This is a genomic window from Streptomyces sp. CA-251387, assembly GCF_050936625.1.
Lineage (GTDB): Bacteria > Actinomycetota > Actinomycetes > Streptomycetales > Streptomycetaceae > Streptomyces.
The window spans coordinates 4,643,172-4,654,907 of sequence record NZ_JBNJMJ010000001.1 but is presented as its reverse complement, the minus strand read 5'-3'; the positions used below and the strand labels follow the sequence as shown (position 1 = coordinate 4,654,907).

General features: G+C 72.5%; 7 protein-coding genes and 2 tRNA genes. 6 read left to right on the top strand and 3 right to left on the bottom strand.

Translation table 11 applies throughout. The features are described from left to right. Positions 1 to 79: 79 nt before the first annotated feature. Together ACQEV2_RS20760 and ACQEV2_RS20755 are read left to right on the top strand one after the other, a co-directional pair. The gene (locus ACQEV2_RS20760) at positions 80 to 640 is read left to right on the top strand and encodes a SigE family RNA polymerase sigma factor (protein WP_433043416.1); all 561 of its coding nucleotides are present in this window, start codon (positions 80 to 82) and stop codon (positions 638 to 640) included. Positions 641 to 982: 342 nt separating this feature from the next. After that, positions 983 to 2,626 carry a long-chain fatty acid--CoA ligase gene (locus tag ACQEV2_RS20755; protein ID WP_433054628.1) on the top strand — a complete coding sequence of 548 codons (1,644 nt, stop codon included), beginning with the start codon at positions 983 to 985 and terminating at the stop codon, positions 2,624 to 2,626. Positions 2,627 to 2,835: 209 nt separating this feature from the next. On the opposite strand, the gene ACQEV2_RS20750 is transcribed toward ACQEV2_RS20755, so the two are convergent. Then, the gene (locus ACQEV2_RS20750; protein ID WP_433043413.1) at positions 2,836 to 4,056 is read right to left on the bottom strand and encodes an MFS transporter; all 1,221 of its coding nucleotides are present in this window, start codon (positions 4,054 to 4,056) and stop codon (positions 2,836 to 2,838) included. 144 nt (positions 4,057 to 4,200) lie between these two features. Here ACQEV2_RS20750 and ACQEV2_RS20745 point away from each other — a divergent pair, with 144 nt between their 5' ends. After that, positions 4,201 to 4,779 (top strand): TetR family transcriptional regulator, encoded by a 579-nt coding sequence (locus ACQEV2_RS20745; RefSeq protein WP_433043410.1) that lies wholly within the window; start codon positions 4,201 to 4,203, stop codon positions 4,777 to 4,779. A gap of 21 nt (positions 4,780 to 4,800) precedes the next feature. Here ACQEV2_RS20745 and ACQEV2_RS20740 read toward each other — a convergent pair whose 3' ends face one another. Both ACQEV2_RS20740 and ACQEV2_RS20735 read right to left on the bottom strand, forming a co-directional pair. Then, complete coding sequence (locus ACQEV2_RS20740) at positions 4,801 to 9,390, bottom strand: PAS domain-containing protein (RefSeq protein ID WP_433043407.1); 4,590 nt, start codon at positions 9,388 to 9,390, stop codon at positions 4,801 to 4,803. A gap of 459 nt (positions 9,391 to 9,849) precedes the next feature. Next, entirely contained in the window at positions 9,850 to 10,383 is a 534-nt protein-coding gene (locus ACQEV2_RS20735; RefSeq protein ID WP_433043404.1) for an SSI family serine proteinase inhibitor, read from the bottom strand. Between the two features lie 171 nt (positions 10,384 to 10,554). Here ACQEV2_RS20735 and ACQEV2_RS20730 point away from each other — a divergent pair. From ACQEV2_RS20730 to ACQEV2_RS20720, 3 genes are all read left to right on the top strand, one after another. After that, positions 10,555 to 10,645, top strand: a tRNA-Ser gene (locus ACQEV2_RS20730). A 199-nt stretch (positions 10,646 to 10,844) separates the two neighbouring features. Further along, positions 10,845 to 10,917: transfer RNA gene (locus tag ACQEV2_RS20725), tRNA-Arg, on the top strand. 116 nt (positions 10,918 to 11,033) lie between these two features. Next, on the top strand, positions 11,034 to 11,684 hold the full coding sequence (locus tag ACQEV2_RS20720; protein WP_433043401.1) for an MOSC domain-containing protein: 651 nt from the start codon (positions 11,034 to 11,036) through the stop codon (positions 11,682 to 11,684). Positions 11,685 to 11,736: the final 52 nt, after the last annotated feature.

The window sequence follows — 11,736 nt, the reverse complement described above, 5'->3', positions numbered from 1 at the left end:
CCCCTACAACCTGAGGCGGACGCCGCTTCGGCACCTGCGGCCGATCCGCTGGAGCAGGGGCCGCTCATAGCGTGGAGCCATGACCACACCCGTCTGCACCAGCGCTTCCGACGCCGCGCCGCGGGCCTTTCCGAACGCGACGTACCCCTCCTTCACGTCGTATGTGCGGGCCCGCCAGCCGGTGCTGCTGCGTACCGCCCGGTCGCTGACCGCGAACCCGAGCGACGCCGAGGACCTGCTGCAGACCGCGCTCACCAAGACCTACGTCGCCTGGGAGCGCATCGAGGACCATCGCGCGCTCGACGGCTATGTGCGCAGGGCGCTCCTGAACACACGGACGTCGCAGTGGCGCAAGCGCAAGGTCGACGAGTTCGCCTGCGACGAGTTGCCCGAGCCGGAGCCCCTGCCCGGCCACGACGACGACCCCGCGGAACGGCAGGCGCTGCACGACGCCATGTGGCGCGCGATCATGCGGCTGCCGGCGCGGCAGCGGGCGATGGTCGTCCTGCGCTACTACGAGGACCTCAGCGAGGTTCAGACGGCCGAGGTGCTCGGGGTGTCCGTCGGCACGGTGAAGTCGGCCGTGTCGCGTGCGCTGGGCAAGCTGCGTGAGGATCCTGAGCTGGGGCTCGTTCGTTAGGCATCCGGTGCCTGTGTGGCCGGGCCGTCGGCTGGGGGCGCCACGACATGACCGGCGCACTCCTGGTCCTCTCGGCCTGGCGGGCAGCGAGCTGCTGGCCGAGCGTCTGCCGCTCCCAGGGCCCCCGCTTCGGCCCTGACCGGGCCCGCGCCCCAGACTCACCCCTCTCGGCTTCGCTCGCGTGGGGGGACCTCGAGGCCTCCACGACGGGCTGGTTTGTCAACGTGACCTGATCGATCAGCGGCACCTAGTGACATACCGCGTGGTATGTGAGCAGAATCAGCGCAACCTTGACCACCGCGTAGGCAATGTCGCCCCCGGGAGGATGCCGTGCTGAGCACCATGCAGGACGTACCGCTGCTGATCTCGAGGATCCTGACCCACGGGTCCACGATCCACGGCACATCGCAGGTGACCACCTGGACCGGCGAGGGCGAGCCGCACCGCCGCTCCTTCGCCGAGATCGGTGCCCGGGCCGCCCAGCTGGCGCACGCCCTGCGCGAGGACCTGGGCGTGGCCGGCGACGAGCGGGTCGCGACGCTGATGTGGAACAACGCCGAGCACGTCGAGGCGTACTTCGCGATCCCCTCCATGGGCGCGATCCTGCACACCCTCAACCTCCGCCTCCCGGCCGAGCAGCTGGCCTGGATCGTCAACCACGCGGCCGACCGGGTCGTCATCGCCAACGGTTCGCTCCTCCCCCTGCTCGCCCCGCTGCTCCCGCACCTCAAGACGGTCGAGCACGTGGTGGTGTCGGGGCCGGGTGACCGTTCCCTGCTCGCGGAGGCCTCCGTGCAGGTGCACGAGTACGAGGAGCTGATCGCCGGCAAGCCGACCGCGTACGACTGGCCGGAGCTGGACGAGCGCCAGGCCGCCTCGATGTGCTACACCTCCGGCACCACCGGCGACCCGAAGGGCGTCGTCTACTCCCACCGCTCGGTCTATCTGCACTCCATGCAGGTGAACATGACCCAGTCGATGGGCCTGACCGACGAGGACACGTCGCTGATCGTGGTCCCGCAGTTCCACGTCAACGCCTGGGGCCTGCCGCACGCCACCTTCATGACCGGCGTCAACATGCTGATGCCGGACCGCTTCCTGCAGCCCGCGCCCCTCGCCGAGATGATCGAGGGCGAGAAGCCGACCCACGCGGCCGCCGTGCCCACCATCTGGCAGGGCCTGCTCGCCGAGCTCACCGCCAAGCCCCGGGACGTCTCCACCCTCGGCCAGGTCACGATCGGCGGCTCGGCCTGCCCGCCCTCGCTCATGCAGGCGTTCGACAAGCTGGGCATGCGGGTCTGTCACGCGTGGGGCATGACGGAGACGTCGCCGCTCGGCACGATCGCCCGCCCGCCGGCCCACGCGGTCGGCACGGAGGAGGAGTTCGCGTACCGCCTCACCCAGGGCCGCTTCCCCGCCTCCGTCGAGGCCCGCCTCACCGGTCCCGGCGGCGAGCGCCTCCCCTGGGACGGCGAGTCGGCAGGCGAGCTGGAGGTCCGTGGCCCCTGGATCGCGGGCGCCTACTACAACGGTCCCGACGCCGAACCCCTGCGCCCCGCCGACAAGTTCAGCGAGGACGGCTGGCTGAAGACCGGCGACGTCGGCACCATCTCCGCCGACGGCTTCCTCACCCTCACCGACCGCGCCAAGGACGTCATCAAGTCCGGCGGCGAGTGGATCTCCTCGGTCGAGCTGGAGAACGCGCTGATGTCCCACCCGGATGTCGCCGAGGCCGCCGTCGTCGCCGTCCCCGACGAGAAGTGGGGCGAGCGCCCGCTGGCCACGGTCGTCCTCAAGGAGGGCGCCACCGCAGACTTCGAGAGCCTGCGCGCCTTCCTCGCGGACGAAGGCAAGATCGCCAAGTGGCAGCTCCCGGAGCGCTGGACGGTCATCGAGGCGGTGCCGAAGACGAGCGTGGGCAAGTTCGACAAGAAGGTGCTGCGCAGGCAGTACGCCGAGGGCGACCTGGACGTCACCCAGCTCTGACACGCATACGGCGGCCGGGACGAGGTGGGTTCGTCCCGGCCGCCGAGCACTTCACTGCGGTACGGCGCCTTCACCGCGGTACGACCCACCGAGGAACGGCGCTTTCATCGCCGTACGGCTCACGCGCCCTCCGGCATCATCATGGCCGTACACCTCACGCGCCCTCCGGCATCATCATGGCCGTACACCTCACGCGCCCTCCGGCATCATCACGGCCGTACGCCACACGCCCTCTCCGAGAGCGTCACCCCCCACCCCACCACCAGCCAAACCCCCGCTACCGCGCACACCCCGCCCCAGCCCCACTGCCCGAAGGCGAAGCCCGCCAGGGCGGACGCGGTGGCGCCGCCCGCGAAACCGGAGACGACGTAGGCGCTGTTGGCCGTCGCGGGCGTGGAGGTGGTCGTCAAGGCCAGGGTCTGGTTGGCCACATGGGAAGCGACAAGCGCGGCATGGATGGCGACGGCGGCCACGAACAGCGCGGCCATCACCCGTCCGCCAAGCCAGAACAGCGGTACGGACACGGCGGCGAGCAGATACGCGGACCGTACGACCCTGGCGGCGCCGAAGCGGTCGACCAGGCCGCCCGCGAGCGGGGCCACGACACTCGCCGCCAGCCCGAAGAGGCCGAAGAGCCCGGCGGTCGCGGTCGAGAGGGTGTACGGCTCACCGGTCAGCAGCAGGGCCAGCGAGGTCCACACGGCGCTCCAGGCGCCGTACATCCCGGCCTGCCGTATGCAGGCGCGCCACAGGTCGGGGGAGCGGCGCACCAGACCCGGCATCGCGGTGAGGCCCGAGAAGAGACCGCCGAGGCTGCCGGTGCGGTGGGGCTTTTCGGCGGGCAGGACAGCGGCCGTCAGCAGGCCGAGGACGGCGGTGAGGACGGCCGCGCCCACGAACACCCACCGCCAGCCGAAGGCCTGCCCGGCGAGGCCGCCGAGGACACGGGCCGCGACGATGCCGGTGAAGAGCCCGGCGATGACGGCGGCGACATGGCGGGCGCGGCGTTCGGCGGGGGCGCGTTCGGCGACGAGCGGGACCAGTAGCTGCGGGACGACGGTCGCGGCGGAGGCGACGAGGACCGCGGCCGCGAGCGCGGTGGTCCCGGTCGCCGCGGCAGCGACGGCCAGGGCCGCGGTCGTGGCCAGCGACAGCACGGCGACCAGCGGACGCCGGCTCACACGGTCGCCGAGCGGGGCGAAGAAGAGCAGGCCGGCGGCGTAACCGAACTGCGCGACCGACGCGATCCAGGCCACGGCCGAGGGAGCGGTGCCGAAGTCCTGCGCGATGACCGAGAGCAGCGGCGCCGCGAGGTAGATGTTGGCGGCGGTGACGGCGGAGCAGAGAGCGATGAGGGGGAGGAAGAGACGGGACGTCTCCGTCTGGGGGGCCGGTGCCTGGAGACGGTGGGCCGTGGTGGTGGACGGCATGACCGGAGGGACTCCTTCGAGCCGGGACTCCTTCGAGCCTGCTCTAACAACTAACTGGTTGGTTGGCGGACTGTCGAACAGTCTGCGCCACACATCCCTTCCCGTCAACCAAACGGTTGGTTACTTAGCCGCTACTCTGAACCCATGGGAGTAAGGGACCCCGAGGCCACCAAGGCCCGGATCTTCGACGCGGCCGTCGCCGAGTTCGCCCGGTACGGCATCGCGGGCGCCCGCATCGACCGCATCGCGGCCGAGGCCAAGGCCAACAAGCAGCTGATCTACGCCTACTTCGGCAACAAGGCGGAGCTGTTCTCGCAGGTCCTCGGCCGGTGCATGGTCGATCTCGCGGCAGCCGTCCCCGTCGACCCGGACGACATCGAGGGCTGGCTGGACCGGCTGATGGACTACCACGCCGCCCACCCCGAGCTGCTGCGCCTCCTCTACTGGGAGGGCATCCAGTACGGCACCGCCGAACTGCCCGACGAGACCGAGCGCCACGACCACTACACCCACAAGGTCGCCGCGGTGCGGGACGGCCAGGACCGCGGTGTCATCTCCGATGCGATCCCGGCCCAGGACCTGCTGTTCCTGCTGGTCGCGATGGCCAACTGGGCCACCGTCGTGCCGCAGATGAGCCGCATCCTGGTGGGTGCCGAGGACAGCGACCGTGACCGCCTGCGCGCCTCGGTCAAGGAGGCGGCACGCCGGATCATCGCGCGCTGACGTACCCCATCGGGTACCGCGTCAGTTGGTCCCGATCCGCGACAGCAGATCCACGATCCGGGACTGCACCTCACCGCTCGTGGACCGCTCGGCGAGGAACAGCACCGTCTCGCCGGAGGCCAGCCGCGGCAGGTCGGCCTGGTCGACGGCGGCCGTGTAGACGACGAGCGGGGTGCGGTTGAGCTGCCCGTTCGCCCGCAGCCAGTCGACGATCCCGGCCCGGCGCCGGTGCACCTGCATCAGGTCCATCACGACCAGGTTCGGGCGGAAGTCGCCCGCCAGCGTCACCGCGTCGGCGTCGCTCGCGGCCCGCGCCACCTGCATCCCGCGCCGCTCCAGCGTCGCCGTCAGGGCCAGCGCGATCTCCGCGTGCTCCTCGATCAACAGCACGCGCGGCGGGTGCTGCTCGGTGTCCCGCGGCGCGAGCGCCTTCAGCAGAACGGCCGGATCGGCGCCGTACGCCGCCTCCCGCGAGGCCTGTCCGAGTCCCGCCGTCACCATCACCGGCACCTCGGCCGCGACGGCGGCCTGCCGCAGCGACTGCAGCGCGGTCCGTGTGATCGGCCCGGTCAGCGGGTCGACGAACAGCGCGGCCGGGAACGCCGCGATCTGCGCGTCGACCTCCTCGCGCGAGTGCACGATCACCGGCCGGTAGCCGCGGTCGCTCAGTGCCTGCTGGGTCGTCACGTCCGGCGCCGGCCACACCAGCAGTCGCCGCGGGTTGTCGAGCGGCTCCGGCGGCAGCTCGTCGTCCATCGGCTGCGGGCGCGGGGTGTCGGCGACCTCGACGGCACCGCCCGGCCCGTCCAACGGCTCGGGCCCCTCGGCGGCGTTCTCGTCCGGCGCGCCTATGGCGTACGACCGCCCGGCGCCCTCGGTCATCGGCGCCAGCCGCGACTGTCCCGCCTGCGACGGCTGTGCGGGCACGGGCTGTGCCGGCACCGGCTGTGCGGGCACCGGCTTTTCGGCCGGCGGATGAGGCCGCGCCGCCTGCTCCGCAGGGGCGGACGCCCGCGTGGCGGGGTCGGGCGGCGTACCCAGCTTGCGGCGCCGTCCGCCGCCACCGGGCTGGTGCGGAGGGGGCGTGGCCGTCGGCTGTGCCGGTTGCGACGACTGCGGGAGCGCGGGCTGCGCGGGTTGCTGCACCTGCGCCGCCTGGCGCGTGAACGGCACCCCCTGCCCCAACGTCCGCACACTGATCGCCCGACCCTGCGTCGAGTTCGGGTCGACGGGGGCGCCCGGAGCGGCGGCCTCGGCGGGGAGGGGCTGCGCCGCACGCTGCTGCGGGGCCGGGGCTGCCGCCGCGGCTTCGGGGGGCAGCGGGGTGCCCGGAGCCGGGGTGCCGGGGGCGGGCTGGGGCGGGGCCGGGTGCGGAGGCTGGGCCTGCTGAGGGGCCTGCGGATTCGGCGGTACGGGGGTGGCGGCGCTGTTCGGCGGCACGGGAGCGCCGGCCGCGGGCGGGGGCACGGGGGGCATGGCAGCGCCGTTCGCCGGTACGGCCGTCCCGGCGCCGGGGGTGGCGTCCGCCGTGGGCCACGGCTGCGGGGCCGGGACGCCCTGCGGCGGCGTGCCCTGTGCGGGGACGCCGTGACCGGGGGTTGCCTCGGCGGGGAGGGCCTGGCCCGGAACGGGCTGCGGGGGCGTGGCCTGACCGGGCACCGGCTGCCCAGGAACCGGCTGCGCCGGGGCCGCCTGCCCGGGTACGGCCACCGGAAGACCCTGCCCCGCAGTGCCCTGCACGGGCGGCGCACCCTGAGCAGCGGCAGCCTGCGCCGGAACGCCCTGCCCCTGCACGTTCTGCGCCGGAACGCCCTGCGCAGGTGTCCCGGCAACCTCCGCCGACTGCCCCACGGCCCGTCGGCGCCGCCCGGTCGGCGCGGTGGTCGGATGCGGCTGCGGCGGGGTGTGGTCCGCGGCCTGATCGTGCGGTACGGCGTCGTGCCGGCCCTCGTCGACGACGTCACCGGGAGCGCCGTGCCCCCGAACCGGAGCCTGTGCCGGAACCGGAACCGGAGCCTGTGCCGGAATCGGAGCCTGCCCCGGCCCCTGGGCCTGAGGCTGCTGAGCCTGCACGGGTACCGGAACCTGCCCCGGAACCGGAACCGGACCCGGCGTCTGCCCCGGAGCCATCGGCGAAGCCGGAGGCACAGCCGTAGCCGGAGGCATCCCAGCCCCAGCCGGAGTCGCAGCCGCAGCCGGAGTCGCAGCCGCAGCCGCAGCCGGAGGTGAAGCCGGCTCAGCGCCGCCTTGCCCCTCCGCCCCGACAGCGGCACCCCGGTCCGCCTCGGCAGGCGGCAGCGCGAACACCTTCCGGGGCCCCGCCTCCTGCGCCTGCGCGGCACCGCGCTCCGCCGCCGAGGCCAGGGCACGGCGACGCCGCCCGGTCGGCTGAGGAGCCTCACCCGAGTCGGTCGTACCGGTCCCGGAGGGCGACTGAGTGCCGTCACCGGCGGCAGGCAGCGCAGGCGGCAGCGCGTGCTGCTCGCCGCCGTCACGCCGGGCGCGTCGCCCACTGGGCGCGGGCACGCCCTGCGGCGGTACCGTCCCGCCGAGGCCGTTGCCGACGGCCGCGGTCCCCGCCGCATGCTCGGCGGCGGTGACGACGGCCCCCTCGGCGACACCGTCCCCGCTGTCCTCGGCCGGTCGTCCGCGCCGCCGTCCCGTACCGCCGGAGACCTCGCCGCCGCCATCTCCCTGAGGGAGTGCCGCAACCTGGGGGAGTTCCGCGGCGGCCGCGCGCCGGCGCCGCCGTCCGGTGGGCGCCGCACCCTCGGCCTCGGCGCCCCCCTCCGCCTCGGGCACGTCGCCGCTGTCCAGGAAGGCGTCCACGGAGGACCGCCGGGCCCGTCGCCGCCCGCCGCCGGCGCTCTGCTCGGCGCCCACGGCGGCACCCTCGGCCCCGTCACCGGCCTCGGCGTCTGCAGGGTCCGGGGCGGCGGGAACGGCCCCGGCCCCACCCCCGATGGGCACTTCGAGGACGTACGCGCTGCCGCTCATCCCCGGCACCTCGTGCGTCTGCAGCACGCCGCCATGAGCCCGCACGATCCCGCGCACGATCGGCTCGTGCACCGGGTCTCCCCCGGTGTACGGCCCGCGCACCTCGATCCGTACGACCTCACCGCGCTGCGCCGCCGCGACGACCACGGTGTTGTCCATGTAACCGCCCGCCGACACGGGCGAGTTGCCGGTCGCGTCGACCCCCGCGACATCCGCGACGAGATGCGCGAGCGCGGTGGCGAGGCGCTGCGGGTCGACCTCGGCCTCGATGGGCGGCGCGTGCACGGCGAACTGCACCCGCCCGGGCCCGATGAGCTCGACGGCCCCGTCGACGCCCGCGGCGACGACGGCGTCGAGCATCACCTTCGTACGGGAGATCGCGTCGCCACCCGAGTCGAGCCGCTGGTAGCCCAGGACGTTGTCGATCAGCGTCGTGATCCGCGAGTACCCGGCCGACAGATGGTGCAGCACCTGATTGGCCTCGGGCCACAACTGTCCCGCGTCGTCCGCGGCGAGCGCGGACAGCTCGCGGCGCAGCTCGTCGAGCGGCCCGCGCAGCGAGCGCCCGAGCAGCGTCAGCAACTGCTCGTGCCGGCCCGCGAGCGCCTCGTACCGGTCCTTCTCCCGCTCCCCGAGCGCGGCGTACCGCTCCTCACCGGAGGCGAGTTCCTCCTGGTGCCGCTCCTGCAGCTCCTCGATCTCGGCCACGTGCTTCTGCCGCAGGGCGGTCAGCTCGGAGGCGTGCTCCTCGGCGAGCCGCTCCATCTCCTCCTCATGCCGCTTCTCCGCGGCGGCCTTCTCCTCGACGAGGGTGTCGTAGGGCCGCCGGTCGGCGAAGGTCATCACGGCGCCGACGAGCTGGTCGCCGTCCCGCACGGGCGCGGTCGTCAGATCGACGGACACCTTGTCCCCGCCCTTGGACCACAGCACCTGACCGCGGACGCGGTGCTTGCGGCCCGAGCGCAGGGTGTCGGCGAGCGCGGACTCCTCGTACGGGAAGGGAGACCCGTCCGCACGCGAATGCAGCACGAGCGTGTGCAGCTCCCGCCCGCCCAGATCACTGGCCCGGTAACCCAGTATTTGAGCGGCGGCCGGATTGACGAGCACGATCCGCCCGTCGGTGTCGGTCCCGACGACCCCCTCCGAGGCCGCCCGAAGAATCATCTCGGTCTGCCGCTGCGAACGCGCCAGCTCGGCCTCGGTGTCGACGGTCCCGGTCAGATCCCGTACGACGAGCATGAGCAGCTCGTCACCGCTGTACCCGTACCCGTCGTAGGCCTGTTGCCCGTTCTCAAGATTCGCGGACGTGACCTCGACCGGGAACTCGCTCCCGTCCGTCCGCCGGGCCATCATCCGGGTCGGCTTGGTCCGCCCCTGCGGGTCCATGTGGTCGGGCCGCCGCATGGACCCGGGAATGAGCTTGGAGTCGAAATGCGGCAGCAGATCAAGCAACCCGCGCCCGACCAGAGCGGTCCCCGGCGCCTCGAAGGTCTCCAGGGCGATGGTGTTGGCGTTGACGACGGTCCCATTGGCGTTGACCAGCAGCAACGCATCGGGAAGCGCGTCGAGTATGGCTGCGAGGCGAGCAGCGCCTCGGGATGGCCTGCTGCTCACGAGACGCTTCCTCCCTGTTACCGCACCTTGCCGACCGCTCGGGCCATCTTGCCAACCGGCCCGCAGCGTGTCACGCGAGGGAGTCTAAGGGCTGGGGTTGCGCTCGCGACGCCGGATGAGAGCGAGGTCGCACGACGAAGTGACCCAGAACGTATGACCGCCCGTGCAGAAGTCCTGCCCGCGTTCCTGCCCGCAGTCCTGCCTGCTTCCTTCCAGCACCGCTCCGGCTTCGCGAGACCTTCGCGGGACATTTACGGAGCCACTGCTTCCCCCTTGGAAAGCCTGTACGAAAGCTGCAGGGCCGACGTACCGGAGCCCCCGCTTCCCGCTCCCGCGGGGGAGGGCGACGGCGGGCTGGGACCAGCACCACCACAACCGCCGCTCCGGCATACGCCGCCCCGCCAACCCCTGATCGCCCCTCCTGCTACGCCCCCCTCCGGCCTACGCCCCCCCTCTGGTCTACGAGCGCCCTTCCGGCCGTAGATCGGGAAGAACCGGCACAAGCCGATCCCACCGGCCGATCTGGCACCCGTCACTGCGGTCGTACCTGGCGTCGACGGGACGCCCGCCCCAGGTCCCGGTGACATGAGCGGTGGCCGGCCCGCCGTACTGCATGGTGCAGAAGCCGCCCTCCGGCACGGCAGCGAAGGCGTCCTTGCCCCACCGGGTGCCGCGATCGAGCGCGGCACAGGCGTCGACGGCGTCGGGGTGGTTGCCGTGGGCGGGGTGGCAGTACAGCTCATAGGTCCCGTCAGCACCATCGCCGGCGTCGCGGACGGTGATGGTCAGGTGGTGGTCGCCGGAGCGGCCGGGGTCGTGGCGGGACGCGAACGTGAGAGGGAGTGGCAGCCCGGCCTGGGCGGACGTGGCCTGGACGTATGCGGAGGCGGGCGCCACGGAGGAGGAGCCGGCGGCGACGAGTGATCCGGCGGCAATGAAGAGCAGCCGCCGCAGATGCCGCCCGGCCGAGGCGGAACGATTGACCTGCAACATGACCTGACCAACGCCGCCCGGCCCCCGACGTTGCGCCGCGCGCAGCACGCCGGGAAGGGCTTTGCCCTGCGGCCTCCCTGCCTAGTACCGTGGACGTCGATTGGTGACACCCCGCTCGACTGTGTCATCATCTGCACGCACCAATCGCGCGCTCGCGCGAGCGGCTGTGCTGGAGGCGTCGCCTAGTCCGGTCTATGGCGCCGCACTGCTAATGCGGTTTGGGCCTTAAAGCCCATCGAGGGTTCAAATCCCTCCGCCTCCGCGCTCGATCACGAAGCCCCGGTCCACTGGACCGGGGCTTCGTCGTTCCACCCCTCGCGGCATTCCCCCTTCCAGGGGCATTTCCGCAGGTCACAAGGGGTACGGCAAACGGATTTCACATGGCGGCGCCGGTCATGTAATGTTCTTCCTGTCGCCGCGAGCGGGCCGGAAGGGCCGGGAGCGGCGAGAAAACAGAACAAGCACTCGTAGCTTAACGGATAGAGCATCTGACTACGGATCAGAAGGTTGCAGGTTCGAATCCTGCCGAGTGCGCACAGGTCAGAGGCCCCGGAGAGATCCGGGGCCTCTGGCGTTTCCGGGGGCGTACAGCGGTGAGGGTCGGGAAAACGTGTCGCCGCCGGCTGCGGCCCGGCCCTACCGTCGTCCGCATGAAGCTGTTATCCGTCAATGTCGGCAAGCCCCAGCCCAACCACTGGAAGCGGCTCAGCGCGACGGGCATCGACAAGCGGCCCGTGGAGGGGCCGGTTGCCGTGAGTGCGCCGGGGGCCAAGGGCACCGGGGCGGTGGGGCTCGCGGGGGACCGGGTTTATGACGTGCGGAATCATGGCGGTGACGACCAGGCCGTGTACGCCTATGCCCGTGAGGATCTCGACGGGTGGGAGGCCGAGCTGGGGCGGTCGCTGGCCAACGGTGTCTTCGGGGAGAACCTCACGACACTCGGGCTCGATGTCAACGGTGCGGTGATCGGGGAGCGTTGGCGCATCGGAGCCGACGTGGTGCTGGAGGTGTCGTGTCCGCGGATCCCGTGCGGGACGTTCCAGGGGTGGCTGGAGCGGGACGGCTGGATCAAGGAGTTCACGCGGGCCGCCGTGCCGGGAGCCTATCTGCGGGTGGTCGAACCCGGTGACATCCGTGTCGGCGATCCGGTCGAGGTCGTTCACCGGCCCGTTCACGACGTGACCGTCGCCCTCGCCTTCCGCGCGATGACACTCGAACCGGACCTGCTCCCGCGCCTGTCGGCCGCCGAGGCACTGCCGGAGGAGATCAGGGAGCTGGTTCACAGGCGTACGGGGGGATAGGCACCAGCCACCTCGACCCGTACCTGCAACGCCGTACCTGTAATCCCTCCGC